At 45.7% G+C, this 12,964-nt stretch carries 20 protein-coding genes and 1 tRNA gene; 6 read left to right on the top strand and 15 right to left on the bottom strand.

What is annotated here, in order from left to right; genetic code table 11:
- Window positions 1–194 precede the first annotated feature (194 nt).
- The 3 genes from B4V02_RS09080 to B4V02_RS09070 all read right to left on the bottom strand — a co-directional run bounded on the left by B4V02_RS09080 (window position 195) and on the right by B4V02_RS09070 (window position 3,268).
- Window positions 195–1,601, bottom strand: coding sequence for a TOTE conflict system archaeo-eukaryotic primase domain-containing protein (locus B4V02_RS09080; RefSeq protein WP_094154544.1), 1,407 nt, complete (start codon window positions 1,599–1,601; stop codon window positions 195–197).
- Between the two features lie 206 nt (window positions 1,602–1,807).
- Complete coding sequence (locus B4V02_RS09075; protein ID WP_208618711.1) at window positions 1,808–2,083, bottom strand: helix-turn-helix transcriptional regulator; 276 nt, start codon at window positions 2,081–2,083, stop codon at window positions 1,808–1,810.
- Window positions 2,084–2,287: 204 nt separating this feature from the next.
- Window positions 2,288–3,268 carry a hypothetical protein gene (locus B4V02_RS09070; RefSeq protein WP_094154542.1) on the bottom strand — a complete coding sequence of 327 codons (981 nt, stop codon included), beginning with the start codon at window positions 3,266–3,268 and terminating at the stop codon, window positions 2,288–2,290.
- A 246-nt stretch (window positions 3,269–3,514) separates the two neighbouring features.
- Between B4V02_RS09070 and B4V02_RS09065 the strand changes: the two genes are divergently transcribed.
- Window positions 3,515–3,853 (top strand): hypothetical protein, encoded by a 339-nt coding sequence (locus B4V02_RS09065; RefSeq protein ID WP_094154541.1) that lies wholly within the window; start codon window positions 3,515–3,517, stop codon window positions 3,851–3,853.
- Between the two features lie 136 nt (window positions 3,854–3,989).
- Here B4V02_RS09065 and B4V02_RS25865 read toward each other — a convergent pair whose 3' ends face one another.
- From B4V02_RS25865 to B4V02_RS26555, 5 genes are all read right to left on the bottom strand, one after another.
- Window positions 3,990–4,256, bottom strand: coding sequence for a hypothetical protein (locus B4V02_RS25865; protein WP_157739727.1), 267 nt, complete (start codon window positions 4,254–4,256; stop codon window positions 3,990–3,992).
- Between the two features lie 76 nt (window positions 4,257–4,332).
- Entirely contained in the window at window positions 4,333–4,701 is a 369-nt protein-coding gene (locus B4V02_RS09060; RefSeq protein WP_094154540.1) for a hypothetical protein, read from the bottom strand.
- Complete coding sequence (locus B4V02_RS09055; RefSeq protein ID WP_157739726.1) at window positions 4,691–4,858, bottom strand: hypothetical protein; 168 nt, start codon at window positions 4,856–4,858, stop codon at window positions 4,691–4,693. Before B4V02_RS09055 ends, B4V02_RS09060 begins: the two co-directional genes overlap by 11 nt.
- A 50-nt stretch (window positions 4,859–4,908) precedes the next feature.
- On the bottom strand, window positions 4,909–5,112 hold the full coding sequence (locus B4V02_RS09050; protein WP_094154538.1) for a hypothetical protein: 204 nt from the start codon (window positions 5,110–5,112) through the stop codon (window positions 4,909–4,911).
- Window positions 5,113–5,205: 93 nt separating this feature from the next.
- A complete protein-coding gene (locus B4V02_RS26555) occupies window positions 5,206–5,487 on the bottom strand; it encodes a hypothetical protein (protein WP_244188486.1) in 282 nt (93 codons plus the stop codon).
- Window positions 5,488–5,886: 399 nt separating this feature from the next.
- On the opposite strand from B4V02_RS26555, the gene B4V02_RS09040 reads away from it, so the two are divergent.
- Both B4V02_RS09040 and B4V02_RS09035 read left to right on the top strand, forming a co-directional pair.
- The gene (locus B4V02_RS09040) at window positions 5,887–6,135 is read left to right on the top strand and encodes a helix-turn-helix domain-containing protein (protein ID WP_014282208.1); all 249 of its coding nucleotides are present in this window, start codon (window positions 5,887–5,889) and stop codon (window positions 6,133–6,135) included.
- A gap of 212 nt (window positions 6,136–6,347) precedes the next feature.
- Window positions 6,348–6,899, top strand: coding sequence for a DUF3102 domain-containing protein (locus B4V02_RS09035; RefSeq protein WP_244188485.1), 552 nt, complete (start codon window positions 6,348–6,350; stop codon window positions 6,897–6,899).
- A 119-nt stretch (window positions 6,900–7,018) separates the two neighbouring features.
- Here the strand turns inward: B4V02_RS09035 and B4V02_RS09030 are convergent, their stop codons facing one another.
- From B4V02_RS09030 to B4V02_RS09020, 4 genes are all read right to left on the bottom strand, one after another.
- Window positions 7,019–7,633, bottom strand: a complete 615-nt coding sequence (locus B4V02_RS09030) for a hypothetical protein (protein ID WP_094154535.1) — start codon at window positions 7,631–7,633, stop codon at window positions 7,019–7,021.
- 545 nt (window positions 7,634–8,178) lie between these two features.
- Window positions 8,179–8,253: a putative holin-like toxin gene (locus B4V02_RS27200; RefSeq protein ID WP_425270788.1), complete on the bottom strand. Its 75-nt coding sequence runs from the start codon at window positions 8,251–8,253 to the stop codon at window positions 8,179–8,181.
- A gap of 155 nt (window positions 8,254–8,408) precedes the next feature.
- Window positions 8,409–9,359, bottom strand: coding sequence for a tyrosine-type recombinase/integrase (locus tag B4V02_RS09025; RefSeq protein WP_094154534.1), 951 nt, complete (start codon window positions 9,357–9,359; stop codon window positions 8,409–8,411).
- 142 nt (window positions 9,360–9,501) lie between these two features.
- A tRNA-Leu gene (locus B4V02_RS09020) sits at window positions 9,502–9,587 on the bottom strand.
- Window positions 9,588–9,824: 237 nt separating this feature from the next.
- Here B4V02_RS09020 and B4V02_RS09015 point away from each other — a divergent pair.
- Both B4V02_RS09015 and B4V02_RS09010 read left to right on the top strand, forming a co-directional pair.
- On the top strand, window positions 9,825–9,983 hold the full coding sequence (locus B4V02_RS09015) for a hypothetical protein (protein WP_007431130.1): 159 nt from the start codon (window positions 9,825–9,827) through the stop codon (window positions 9,981–9,983).
- 155 nt (window positions 9,984–10,138) lie between these two features.
- The gene (locus B4V02_RS09010) at window positions 10,139–10,330 is read left to right on the top strand and encodes a hypothetical protein (protein ID WP_094154533.1); all 192 of its coding nucleotides are present in this window, start codon (window positions 10,139–10,141) and stop codon (window positions 10,328–10,330) included.
- Between the two features lie 67 nt (window positions 10,331–10,397).
- Here B4V02_RS09010 and B4V02_RS26100 read toward each other — a convergent pair whose 3' ends face one another.
- The 3 genes from B4V02_RS26100 to B4V02_RS09000 all read right to left on the bottom strand — a co-directional run bounded on the left by B4V02_RS26100 (window position 10,398) and on the right by B4V02_RS09000 (window position 11,207).
- The gene (locus B4V02_RS26100; protein ID WP_007431132.1) at window positions 10,398–10,550 is read right to left on the bottom strand and encodes a hypothetical protein; all 153 of its coding nucleotides are present in this window, start codon (window positions 10,548–10,550) and stop codon (window positions 10,398–10,400) included.
- A gap of 95 nt (window positions 10,551–10,645) precedes the next feature.
- Window positions 10,646–10,972: a YnfA family protein gene (locus tag B4V02_RS09005; RefSeq protein ID WP_043891174.1), complete on the bottom strand. Its 327-nt coding sequence runs from the start codon at window positions 10,970–10,972 to the stop codon at window positions 10,646–10,648.
- Window positions 10,973–11,024: 52 nt separating this feature from the next.
- Window positions 11,025–11,207 carry a hypothetical protein gene (locus B4V02_RS09000; protein ID WP_094154532.1) on the bottom strand — a complete coding sequence of 61 codons (183 nt, stop codon included), beginning with the start codon at window positions 11,205–11,207 and terminating at the stop codon, window positions 11,025–11,027.
- Window positions 11,208–11,889: 682 nt separating this feature from the next.
- Between B4V02_RS09000 and B4V02_RS08990 the strand changes: the two genes are divergently transcribed.
- Entirely contained in the window at window positions 11,890–12,921 is a 1,032-nt protein-coding gene (locus B4V02_RS08990; RefSeq protein WP_043891097.1) for a glycosyl hydrolase, read from the top strand.
- Window positions 12,922–12,964: the final 43 nt, after the last annotated feature.

The following is a 12,964-nucleotide window of genomic DNA, read 5'->3' as shown; positions in this document are numbered from 1 at the left end:
TCGCGTGGAGTAGCACACAGCTTGAGTCCGGTTTGAAATACGGGCAATAGGCTTTCGCGTCATCTTTAGCGCTAATCTGTTTCACCTCCTGAAAGCATGACAAATAAGCCGCCTCGAAATCCGGACCGCTTTAGTCGTGTACGTTTTGTCCTATAATAGGTTTATTTATTAACTTTAGTGAAATGAAGTAGGGATTAAGCAGGTATATCAGTGTCACGAGAGTTCACGAACGATTGAAACTGTCGGCGCGGTAACAACCTCCTCAACTCAACCTCTGTGTAGAAAAAAGCGAGGCATTCATTAATGTCCAAGTCACCCCCAACACCGTACTCTCGGCCGCCGCTCTCCAGCGTCATCCGGTAAACGTTGGGCTTCTTCTTGTACGTTCCTTTCCTTCGTTGGTCACGGTGTACAATCTCGATAACGCCGAGCTCTTGCAGTTTGTCAACCTGTCGTCGCGCTGTCCTCTCATCCGTTCCCGCAGTAGCCCCCATCTGAGCATAGGTCATGTAAAATGTTCCGCCCCCGCCTCCCCAACGCTTCGAATGCACAAGCAGGGCATATGCAAGCGCCTTTTGATTCTTCTGCGGACACTTCCTCATGATGCCATCAATCTCGCCGAAGGCTACGGTCAAATCACGCTGCTCTATTGTCAGCGTTAAATTCTTCTCGTAAACATAGTCAACGCATTCCTGAAGGTCGCATGCACAAAACTCGGCGTCAGAGTCGTAAAAGTCTGCGTTTTGCCAAGCGAACCAATCCGTGATCGCGGTATATGCCTCCGTTTTATCCACTCCGTTGTGGTTAAACAGTTGTGCAAGGAGAAGAAACGACTTATGACGCTGTCCCGGCCCAGTCAATCCGTTATGATACCTTTCGGCTGCGCGGCTCAATGTGTAACTCTCGCTTTGATCGTACGTTTCAAGCGGTTTGTGGCGAGCAACTGCCTCCTCCATGTCCGATGCGTCCCGACTATCATAAGCTGTATCATCGTCAAACGCGCCGAGAATAAGCATATGGTCTGCTTTCTTCAGCGCCAAGAAGTAAGCCTCGGACTCTTCCGGACTCTTTACTCTTAGTCCGTCAGATACTTCGCAAAATCCGCAATAGTTGCCGGTCTTCTGATGCGTCCCTAACGGAAGCTTAACGCCTTGTAGTCCCGACGGGCGAAACTCAACCTCCCCGCCTTCAACCACATCGACCTCCGAAAGTTTAACAACAAGATCAAAGAATCGCCGTGCTGCGTCTATAGAAATTGCCTTGTCCAAAAAGATGTCTACATGATACCCCTTATTTCCGCTGAACGAGATGGCATATTCGCGGACTCCTGTATCGTCGAGAGACTTTGCAATCTTATACGTGACCCAACGGGCGACATCCTGGTTACGGTAATCAATGTCGAACGTCAGGAATTTCGTAAAATATTGGCCGGCAAATGTTCCGACCGTCCGTTTTCCTTCAAGATGTTCCTTTAAGAGGTATTTTCTGAGCGGTTTGGATCGGTCATTGCGAGTCGTGTAATAGCCGCCCCTAAATTGAACAAGATAATGTGTGTTTTGGATCAGGTATAGCTCGAAGATTCTGTCTATTATTTTGTCCATTGTCTAATGTGCCCCTTTTTCATCTATTTGAGGTGGCCTGTTTAAGTGCCCGAGTTAATTCAGGCGTTTGTTGATACAGCCAAAACTTTCGGCCGGTTTTCGGATGGAGCGCTATCGTTATCGTCTCGAAGCCTTCTCGCCATAACTGTCGGCTGACGCTCTCGTCATAGCAAAAGTAATAGCCTTTCATTGTCTAGTCACTCCTTTTAAGTGGCCTCTTTGCCGCGTATTTTTTGGCGAGCAACTTCAGCAACACAGTGCGCCTTCTCACGGTTGTAGCTTCTCCGCAGGTCTGCCAACTTTTCCTCGGTTAGCTCGAACTCTGTAACGATAGCTGCGCTGATTCTGTTGGTCACAATCCGTTTTCCTCGCTCGATCATGTTGACATACGATGGAGTCACACCACACAAGGCGGCAAATTCCGTTTGACTCAACTCGTAGATACTGCGAAGCTCCGTCAACAATGTGGCATTTATGAGCACATTGCCCCCTCCCTTTGTTAGATAATTCTTAACTATCTGCGTAAATAAAAAGATTGCCATCATGTCGTCAAGCAATCGACACGAGAGCAATCAGTTTTAGTAGTTGTATTGCAAATCAAGGATTTTAGAAGTATAATAAGATTGGTTTATTATGCCCCTTCCCTGTCCCCTCGTCTATATAGATATACTGTCAAAAAGGGACAACTAGAGGCGAAAATTCCGAAATTTATTTTTGATTCTTGTTAACCTCCGCTTTGCGACCTCGTACGAAAGGCCGCTAACCTGCGCCGCATACGCTCCTTTCATTATGAATCGCCCTTCTCTCGTAACGCTGTAGCCCTCATTTCGGTTTTCTCGTATGTCCTCTTCCGCCTTGTCCGTAAGCTTGCGTAAGAACTCGCTCTGCCGCTCGGTTAAGCTTTTCGCCAACTTCGATGGCGGTACATCCATGCCAAGTATGGACGCGATCGGACTAGCGAACTGCGGTTTTATCATCCAATCGTCACCACCACGCCGGACACGTCGAAAGCCGTTCCGCTTTGATTGCTCGCCATAATACCGGGTCATCAGCGAGGCGTTAACGTATTTGACTATTTCTTGTTCGCTGCGTTCGAGGTCGACGTATTTTAGTACGTGTTTGAGTGCCTTCTCCATATCTTCCATAACTTCCGTACGGATGCGCGCTTCCTCTTTAACTGCCTCTACCTCCGTCTTCTCAATAAGAGTCAATACGTGAAGATACCATTTATAATCGTGTCCGAACCCGCCGTCTATAAAACGTTCCTCTATTGTGTTCTCTTCTTTCCGGAGCCACGCCATAAGTTCCGCGTTAATTTCGTATGTGTACAAATACCTATCAAATTCAACCGGCTCAAACGGAATATCAATGTTTAAGTCGATTGCCATTATGGAGAGATAGCGGTTCAACTCAGGATAGCTATATTTTAACGGCTGCCGAACGTACCAAGCGTGTTTTACCGCCATTTCACGTATAGCCTTGATCCGGTAAGCAATGTATTGTCGAGGCTCACTTAGCTCTACGGAGACATTTCGCGTTTCAGAAGCTATGTACTTCCGCGTAGGATTTTCCATAAAATCAATCGTTTCGACATCGTCCATGATACATTTAACAATAGAGAGGTCTCCACCTTCTTGGTACGCTCTGATTAATTCTTTAAATTGCATGCGTTTCCTCCCTTTCAAATTTCTTAGGCATATGCACGTAATTATTCCTCTCTCCCATTTAACTCTAAGTATTCATTTGATCATCAACATATTATATCGCACTAGTCGGTGTGGAACTATCAAAATTAACAATGTAATGTTTACTATGGTATCAAGCCCCCCCCCCCCAAATAAAGGTTCGTATTATTTAGGTGATCAATGAACATGCTAATTTCGTTAAATAATCTTGAAAGGAAGAATTAAAAAATGGCAACAACAGTTGATATGCAGGTGGTAAAGTCAAAACTTGAGCAGATCATTGCAGATAAGTTTGCAATAGGTAATGAGCGTAGCGCGCATATTGAGAATTGTGAACTTGAAGGTGAGGTGCTGAATTTCAAAGTTAGTGTTCGAAGTAAGGAAGTGAAAAAGGAACGAAACACAGGGATTAGAATAACTGTCTTCTCGATTACCTATGACGTTAGGGGACAAGTAAATTTATTTAATCCTGATCCTGACGATGTAAAAGTATGCGTTCATGCTCCTTCACCGGTAAATTTGGTATGTGTTAAAGCATCCGAAATAGCAAGGTTCATTATGGCTTAAAAATTAATTTTAAAACCACCTAATTTTTTATAGGTGGTTTTCTATTTCAAATAATTCAAAAACAGCTTGAAACCAAACGTAAGTTCCTATCGTATTACTCGATATAACAAGCGGACGACCGGTGCCTGAACCGGATTTACCGGCCGATCGTCCGAGGATGGAAATTTATATAAACTACGCCTGCCTGACGGATATTGCCGTATCCGGACGTAGGGATTATCGAAGCCGGCCGAACCGTAATACATGCGTTGGCGCGCAGTCTACGGATGGCCGGAGATTTAAAGCATCGACCTGTTAGCGCAGGACAAGCGTCCGCATGGCGATCCCTCCGATTGGCGTCGGAAGGTACGGACATGAAACGTTTAGCCGCCAATGTTGGCGCAAAGGCAGCCGGGTAATACACGCGCGTCTCCTCCCCATTTAAGTAGACGGAACGATTGGCGTCGAACCGTTTGCGTTTAGGTTCATTGGAGGACGCGTTATCCCTTCTTCTTAACGAGATTCAATTCGATATCACCGCGATCGTTGAGCCAGAGGAGTTCATCCACCAAAAATGTTAACCCGTCCATAGCCCGGAGCCGATCGAGCGTTTCCGTGACTACTTCCAATAAGTCGCGCTGAACGTTTTTACCGAGCTGAAGGCCGCCGGAATCCCCGTCGATAAATAGGTGCGTGTGCTCCGGATGGTCGACTTTGCGGACGTGACGAAGCCATAAAATACCGTTCTCAAGGTGGAAAAAGTAGTGATCGGCGTACAAAACGCCCTCCACGAGCTCATACATATGCGGCAGGTCGTACGGACCGTAAGCAAGAGCTGCCCGTTCTAATACGGTTGACTTAGTCTCCATTTTCGTACGCTCCTTCGTATCTAAATCCGACCGGTTTCATATCGGCGGCTGTAACGTTGTGTCCGGTGTCATTCGCGTTCTGAACCGCTTGCTCAATCGCAAGAGGCCGGAGTTCGTCCTTCGTAAGCCGACGCGATGAATACACCGGAAAGGTCATGCGGACGTCACCGAAATCGACTACGCATCTGTAACAGTGGTCGGCCGCCATTAAGAAACGCATTCTTTCGGAAATACGTTGTTAAATGCTACATTAAGTTCCTTAAGTGCTTCAATCCGCTCCACATCGGTGAAATGCGGACTCTCTAATATGTTACCGACCGCGAGTGTATAGAAGCGGAATGCGATCATTAGCGCCTCGCCCGTCGTTTCGGAACCAAGCCGGTAATCCGTGAAAATTTCCAAGTACGTCATTACGTCAACACCTCTCGCGCAATCAACACGACAGCGTAAATAAACTTGAGGACCGCGACAATACGTTTACGAACATTGCGTGATAATACGATGTTACGCGTAGCTGGCGAATTTACTGTAACGTTCAATCTGGACGCCCCCCTTCCCGACGATGAATCCGAGTTCTTTCATTACGTCCATTGACAACGTTAGGCTTCCGAGTGGTGACCGCCGACTGACTCCCGTTATCCGCCAGAACGCCCGCGCCTGTATGACGAGTTCCTGACGTGTGCCGACGTACCGAACTATGTAGTTCCCCGTAATCGGATCGAGTACATAGCGGACTTGAGCCGGTGTAACTAGCGGACGGACGACACGGAAGACTTCCCGTTTCATCTCTGCGTCCAACTCAAAGCCGAGTTCAACGAGCTGTGCCGGAGTAGCTTCGACTGTATCACCGTAGAGAAACGGATTAGCTTGCGGTATAATAGAAAAGAATAATTCCGATGTAACGCGGAGTTCTTGACGAGTGCGGCCGCTTCCGACCGTGATGATGACGTTACTATCGCGACGATTACGGATGAAACCTAACGTGATTGACATATGATTCGCCTCCAAGCGGGATATATAGGATGAATTGCGTTGATGCTTCGTTACGGTACGATGTTGCTCGGATAAAGATGAAACTATTAATAACTCAATACGTTAATAACCTGATACGATAATAACCCTATGAGTTAATATAGTCAAGCCCCTTTTATGATAAAATAAAATTAATTACAAGGAGGGTCGCGGATGATTCGTTTTACACTTGAAGAGATGCTCAAGAAAAGAGAAATGAGTATGTATGCATTGTCTAAAAGCTCAGGTATCCGCCCAAACACCATAAGCCAATGGGTAACAAACGAGGGCGTTGACGTAAAGTCTATTACTATCGAGACACTTGATCGAGTTTGCTCAGTATTAAACTGTCAACCGGGGGATTTGATTAAATACATAACGAATGTCAAAGAGAGTACCGAACCAAAGAAAGAAGACCGTTAATTTAGCGGTCTTTTTGCGTTAAATAAGCGCCTATCCTCCGTTCCCTTGCGTACCCCTTGACGTAGGCTTAAACGGGCTAATTCACGGTGATTTTACGGAGAGATGTTTCGACGTCGATACACATCTTCAGCTTAAAACCTCCGTTTGAGGTCTGGTTCACGATGAACCTGACCCGAACATTCGATAGTCTGAGTGCCTCGGGGCACCGAAGTTTGGGGGTCAAAGCCCTCTACGAAATCGCAACTCTATCATCCGATTTACCTACACTTACTGCGGAAATCAACGCATACAAGCGCGTCGCAGGCGAAGCGATATTCGAGATTGGGCGGAGATTAAAGCACGTACGTGATGAGCCTTCAAAGTACGGCCTGTCCGGGTATCGCGATTGGGAGCGTTGGTGTGCGGAAGAATGTGATACGAGTAGAAGCTCAGCTAATAAACTGATTTCTGCTTATGAGCAGTTCGGCGCGACGTCGCGTCGGATACCTGTCGGAAAGATATTCGAAATGCTCTCGTTACCGTCTGAAATCGACCGCCCATCTTTCGTATCTTCAGCGCACACCATCCCGTCAACCGGCGCCACCAAAACCGTCGACGAAATGACCGTACGCGAGCTACGTGAAGTAAAGGCTGCGCTGAAGGCGGAGCGCGAAGCACGAGAATTAGCGGAGGCGCGCGCAGAGAAGGCGGAGGACGATTACGAGGCGGTGAGGGATACGTTGGAGTCCGTAACAACGAAAAAGCCCGTAATCCCTCTACGTTGAGGACACGGGCTTTTCACGTGAAATTAGGCGTTTATGGCGCTACCCTTACGTGGGTATTCTGGACGGAGTTACGGCGCTGATTTACGGTGAAAATGGGACGAAGAGTAACGATTATACGGTTATTTCTCGCCCTCTAGCTTCACTTCTCCATTTTTTACAGTTGCTATTGAATAATTATTAACCGTTATATTTACAGGTGTACTACTGGTCCAATCCAGCGTGTCTGGGAACTTCTTATAATAATCTTCAACTTGATCCACAATTGGTTTAATTTTTGCCCTCAATTCCCGATCTGAGATATTATACTGCCCACTCTGTTTGTAGACCAATGCCATACGCGGTTGATTTTCGAGGTCAATATTAATTCCAGTCAGTTTAGTATCCGCATCTTCCGTATATATATTGATACGGTTAACTACAAAATCGTCCGTAACTAATGCTCCCTCAACCGTATGGGCTATACGTTGAAATGCAGAACTTATTTTAAGACTGTGCAAGTCCCTTTCAATTGCGGATTGTTTTTCAGTTACAGACTTCACAGTTTTAATCAGCGCTGCGTTCTCCGTTTTGAGCGTTGTAACTTGCGTTTTAAAATTATTATTCACTACTATTAAAGCAATGGCCCCCGCAATAATAGTGGTTCCAGATAAGACAGTCGCTACTAGAGCTAACTTATTTATCTGCGGGGACTGTTTTTGCTTATCTAGGCTTAAACTACTGCTTAATTCCTCCATGAAATACATCCTCTCGACTAATATAGACATATTTTACTATGGAACCCCGTCATAATCTAGTATATTTTCCCTATGTATAGAAAGAAAACGGACCCACCTGCGCAATATCGCGCAAATGAGTCCGTTAAAGTCCGTTACTTCGTATCTTCCGCCTTCTGCTCTGCTTTAAACGTAGAATACACACCCGTCCCAATTAACGCGTACGACACGATATCAACGCCGATTTGCCACGTTCCGAAATCCGGCGCTACGTTATACTTTTCGAGGATTTGGTACGCGAGGCCGACGGCCGCCGCGATGAATAACGGGTTAGTTAAACGCTGTTCCGCCAGTTAAATTTACCCATCAACTAAATAATCTATTTAACTTTTTGGTTTTATAACCAATTTAACTATTTAGTTAATGACATTCAAGATGATATTGTGTAAACTGAAAATGTAACGCATTACAAAAAGAAAAAGGCCGCTATTATCGCAAGACATAGCACGGCCCTGTTTAGGTATGAAATTACGAAAAATAGTCGGTATCTTTGAGCGGATCGTCGGCTATTTTTCGCGTCTTATTACAATGACGAGTGCTGCGAACATTATCATTAAAGACAACGTCTCATATACGGTCATAGGCGGTCACCTCCCATCGATAAAGAGAGTACCGCTTTTTGCTATGCCTTGCTTGCCTAATTATATAACACCTCCCCTCTCACTGCCTACCATTTTATACAACTCAAACAAAATAACGCCCACCTCCGAAGAGATGAGCGTTACGCACACATGTTTTATACTTTCGTATTCCGTTTTGCTTTCGTATTCTTAACTAGTCGATCGACCGGACTCGCCTTCGCGTGTTCCGTTTTCAAATCATCGTTTACAAGCGCTACATAACGCCGTGTCATTTCCATCGTAGAATGGCCGAGAGCTCGCTGCGCCGCAAAGGCATTCGCTCCATTACGAAGGAACTCCAACGCGAATACATGCCTCAAGTCGTACGGTCGAATATGCGTTCCGATCTTTTTGCAGTATATCTCCATTCGGTCGCCCCACGTATGGCGGTTGAGCGGTCGCCCTTCATACGAACAAAAGATCGGAACGTCATCGCCCCATTCAGGCGCACGCACCGATATCAATTTCCGCATCGCCTTCGTTGTAGTCTCAGATATAGGAAGCGTCCGCGCAACACGGCCTTTCGCCACTTTCGCCGGTACGTAAATTTCCCGCAAAGACGCGTTAAAATCCTGCGGTATTAGCTTCGTACCCTCCGACGGACGTATGCCGGTATCTAACGTTAGAAGGATAAGCGTATAGTCGCGTAGACCGACGAATGTGCCTTGATTGGGCGCAGCCAGTAACGCATTCAATACGTCAATTTCGACGGCGACGGCTCGGTTCTCCGTCTTGCGTTTCTTCACACTTGCGAGAGGGTTCGCGGATAGCTCGCCTTCCCTTATACAGTAGTTAAAGAACGTGCGCAAGTAGACGAGTCGGTTATTAAACGTTGGCGGAGCGATATCCTCCGCTAGGTGTTCCATTACCGCGTCCCTCAAGGCTTTTTCCGAGTCCCATGCGTTGGGAAACCGCTTGAATAGCAGCTTAACGGTCCGATCGTAGTCGTGTAACGTATAATCGCCGACTCCGTCCTCTAACTTCTTATACGCTAGGAACTCCGTGAGAAGCTGACGCCAGTCCGTTCGGTTGCCCGCCGTGGGTTTTATATTTCGTAATCTTGCCAAAATAAAAACGCCTCCTCCGCATGTTAACGGTGAGGCGCTTCGTCGATCCTGTGTACCTAAATCGGAATACTCCGCAGGTACGCAGGACCTTGCGTTATTTTCGTCCATTTAACGCTAATGTGATCGGGGTAAAACGTTGATATGCCGAGGACCGGGATCGAACCGGTACGGTAGTCACCTACCGCAGGATTTTAAGTCCTGTGCGTCTGCCAATTCCGCCACCCCGGCATGCATTTAGGAACGTTATTTTTACACTTACTTGTCTTACAAGTATCAGAGAAACATTCAACTTTTGTTCTCATTTTGTAAATACCGTTCAATTGGTCACCAACATATAATACGACAATTTCATCGCATTGTAAAGTGTTTTTTTCAAAATTAATAAAATAATCTGTTTGAATAACTTTAGCTCATTTGAATTACACTAATAAACGTCTTTCCAAACTACCAGAAGGGGTGTTACGAATGCGTGAAGGTATGATTCCAGCTGTTCTCGGAACGGTAGTATCGGCTTCAGGCGCTGCGTTGCTAAGCAGTAGGTACAAACTTGCAGCTACAGGCATTCTCGGTTTCGGACTGGCTCATGTTGTTCTGGGAGCGATTGATCTGATTGGGCGTCGCTAGTTGTTTGGGAAGTGCCGGGCGGGATGCAGTTCCTTCCCGGTTTTATTTTTATCAACATTTAGTCAGAGCGTTGGCATTTATGTACAGTGCGGAATCTGAATATATACCTGAGGAATTTTGCAAAATACTGACCTAAAAGGAGCTTGTAAAGCGCTATGAGAGAAAATAACTCCGAAGAAAAGAAGCGTACTGTCGATCAAATCAAGCACAAACAATCCCTGGACAAGCGCGAGCCGGGATTTAATCGTATTCCTGACGCCGATGCCGATACACCTGCTGCTACCGACATGATCGATGAAGCCGTAGGCCATGGAATCGATAAGCTGCGGAACGATTTTACAAAATAAAGCATAGGAAAACAGACCTAGTATCCACATATAATTGAGTCTGCGTATATACAGTGATTTCGCAAAATCACTTAAAAATAAGCATAATCCAGCCAATAATTGAAATCCACAGCATAGTGCTGATGACAAGCCCACACACAATACCTACAGAGAAATTACCTTCAGTCTTCGGCAGAGCTTTTCCTAGTTTCAATCTAAGCTTCATTTGATTCCAGTTCATAGAACCCCCTCCTTAAGTTCTATTTCGGAATATGAAGCTCAGTTTTGTAGATCAATAGTCATGTTTTATAAAATAAAAAAGGGTTTTTTGTCCTATCACCCTGAGCGGGGAATAAGTATGACAGCAATACCAACCAAACAAATCAATCCACCAATAATATCGTACATATCAGGTGTTTTTTTATCAATCCACCAGCCCCATGCAATAGAAAGAACAATAAAAACACCTCCGTATGCTGCATACACACGCCCAAAGGAGGAGAAAACCTGAAAGGTTGCAATGATCCCATACACAGCCAAAATCACTCCGCCGCAAAGTCCGACATACCATGTCTTCCCTTCACGCAGCCATTGCCAGATCAAATAACCTCCTCCAATTTCAGCGATGCCAGCCAAAATAAAAAGTAACGCTGCCTTTAACACCATTTCATCTCCTTCATTTTGCTCATCTATTCGATTGATTTTGAATATTTCATTAGAGCACCTGACTTAAAATAATAATCACTGCAATCACGCCAACCAGAATAAGCAGGTTACTGACCTGGCGCCATAAACCAGTCCCCCCCTCAGAGTGAAGCTTTTGCTGATTTACATCAAAGTTTGCTTTGGCTCCTTCAGCATCTACAGGCGTAGAAAACGGTCTGTTATCTTCATTCATGTGAACGACCTCCTTATTCAGTATCATCTTAATGATACCAAACTTTACCTCTCATTTCCCATTGTTTTCATACTGCACTTACGACTTGCTACTTGCTACTTGCTATATATTTTCCACTATGTCTTCATATTTATGAAGTGTATTACCAAGTGTCGATATTTCACTGAATATAAAGTATGATGGCGAATTAGGGCAGAGTAGGTATTTAGACGCCTTTCATTGCAGGACGGTAGTTATGGTATAATTTAGTCAACTTGTTCAAGAACGTAATCAGAGTATAGCTGCTTCCCCAACACTGATGGATTTACATCCAAACATCCGCATCCCGGTACATACCTGCATATTCTGATTGTAATTCCGAGGGAGGATACCGATGTCACCACTCTTTTTAGCTACTATAATGATACTGGGTCTGTTGTTATTTCAGTCAGCCATCGTTCTGGGCATTATACATTGGGTTTCCAAGCACACTCGCCGCCCGGTACAAACCAAAATGTATCTTACACTGGGTTTGCTCGCTTTGATAGTAGGCCTCATTGTATGGAAAAACTGGGTATATTCACAGGAGTTCAATGGTTGGACGATGATTTGCCTGCTAGTGATTATAATTAGCGCATGCATACAGCTTGGAAAACAAAAAGGAAACAGCTAGTCTCATAACATGCATCAAAGGAGGAGCGCCATGAAATCTCACTCAATACGCTTTTGGTTACAGAGGGTGCTACTGCTCATGCTTGTTTTACTTTTTAGCGGCTCACAGCAATCGTTTATCATAGCTGATGCCGCCCCACCTGTTAATGCTCAGGCCTCAGCTAAAGCAAGGCAGCTGCTTGCCTACCTTTCCAATGTGCCGACTGGCATGCTGATCTCCGGGCAGCACGATTACCTGGAGGCACCAGATGAACAAAATAACAAGCTTCAACAAATCAGTGGCCAATACGCAGGGCTGCATGGCTATGAGTTTGGAGGATTGGCCAACCAGTCCCGTACTGCCTTGCGAGAACAGCGGCAGCGTGTTGTGGACAGCGCTATTCGATGGAGTGAGGACGGCGGGATCGTAGCTATCACCTTTCATCAAGCGTTACCGGGTACACCCAAAACGTGGAAAAACGTACAGGCTAAACTGACTCAAGCTGAGTTCAATCGTTACATTACGCCAGGCACCCCTCAATATAAAAAGCTGATCGCTGATCTGGACGAGGCTGCTTTGTCACTTAAGACCTTGCGAGACGCAGATGTACCTGTTTTATGGAGACCGTATCATGAAATGAACGGCAGCTGGTTTTGGTGGGGGAACAAGCAAAATTACGCCAAGCTGTGGGATCTGATGTATGATCGGTTTGTACGTGTCCATCATCTGGATAACCTGTTGTGGGTATGGAGCCCCAATGCTCCGAACGCATATAGCACCCCCTATAATCAAACCTTTCCAGGCATTCATCGTGTGGATATTCTCGCAGCCGATATCTACAACAATGATTACAAAGCCTCCTACTACACCGAATTGCTAAAGCTTGCGCAGGGCAAGCCTATCGGAATCGGGGAAAGTGATATTCTGCCGAGTGCAAAGGTGTTGCAAAATCAGCCCGCCTGGGCCTATGCCATGACATGGGGAAAAGAGCTGTCTGCAGCCAACTCTCAGGCAGCGATCAGACATTTTATGAATCAGAACAATATTATCACACGAGAATTTCTCCTTGAATCCTTCCGCTGAAAGGACAAAAAAGCTTCAACTTCGCTCTATGAGTGAGGTTGAA

It is taken from the genome of Paenibacillus kribbensis, assembly GCF_002240415.1.
GTDB classification, from domain to species: domain Bacteria; phylum Bacillota; class Bacilli; order Paenibacillales; family Paenibacillaceae; genus Paenibacillus; species Paenibacillus kribbensis.
Note: the sequence above shows the minus strand (reverse complement) of the source record. Positions and strands in the feature narration are given on the sequence as shown.

Bases quoted from the DNA above. Each gene is read 5' to 3' on its own strand.
- B4V02_RS09080 (WP_094154544.1), bottom strand. From the start codon at position 1,601: ATGGACAAAATAATAGACAGAATCTTCGAGCTATACCTGATCCAAAAC.
- B4V02_RS09070 (WP_094154542.1), bottom strand. From the start codon at position 3,268: ATGCAATTTAAAGAATTAATCAGAGCGTACCAAGAAGGTGGAGACCTC.
- B4V02_RS09065 (WP_094154541.1), top strand. From the start codon at position 3,515: ATGGCAACAACAGTTGATATGCAGGTGGTAAAGTCAAAACTTGAGCAG.
- B4V02_RS09060 (WP_094154540.1), bottom strand. From the start codon at position 4,701: ATGGAGACTAAGTCAACCGTATTAGAACGGGCAGCTCTTGCTTACGGT.
- B4V02_RS09055 (WP_157739726.1), bottom strand. From the start codon at position 4,858: ATGACCTTTCCGGTGTATTCATCGCGTCGGCTTACGAAGGACGAACTC.
- B4V02_RS09050 (WP_094154538.1), bottom strand. From the start codon at position 5,112: ATGACGTACTTGGAAATTTTCACGGATTACCGGCTTGGTTCCGAAACG.
- B4V02_RS26555 (WP_244188486.1), bottom strand. From the start codon at position 5,487: ATGAAACGGGAAGTCTTCCGTGTCGTCCGTCCGCTAGTTACACCGGCT.
- B4V02_RS09040 (WP_014282208.1), top strand. From the start codon at position 5,887: ATGATTCGTTTTACACTTGAAGAGATGCTCAAGAAAAGAGAAATGAGT.
- B4V02_RS09030 (WP_094154535.1), bottom strand. From the start codon at position 7,633: ATGGAGGAATTAAGCAGTAGTTTAAGCCTAGATAAGCAAAAACAGTCC.
- B4V02_RS09015 (WP_007431130.1), top strand. From the start codon at position 9,825: ATGCGTGAAGGTATGATTCCAGCTGTTCTCGGAACGGTAGTATCGGCT.
- B4V02_RS09010 (WP_094154533.1), top strand. From the start codon at position 10,139: ATGAGAGAAAATAACTCCGAAGAAAAGAAGCGTACTGTCGATCAAATC.
- B4V02_RS26100 (WP_007431132.1), bottom strand. From the start codon at position 10,550: ATGAACTGGAATCAAATGAAGCTTAGATTGAAACTAGGAAAAGCTCTG.
- B4V02_RS09000 (WP_094154532.1), bottom strand. From the start codon at position 11,207: ATGAATGAAGATAACAGACCGTTTTCTACGCCTGTAGATGCTGAAGGA.
- B4V02_RS08990 (WP_043891097.1), top strand. From the start codon at position 11,890: ATGAAATCTCACTCAATACGCTTTTGGTTACAGAGGGTGCTACTGCTC.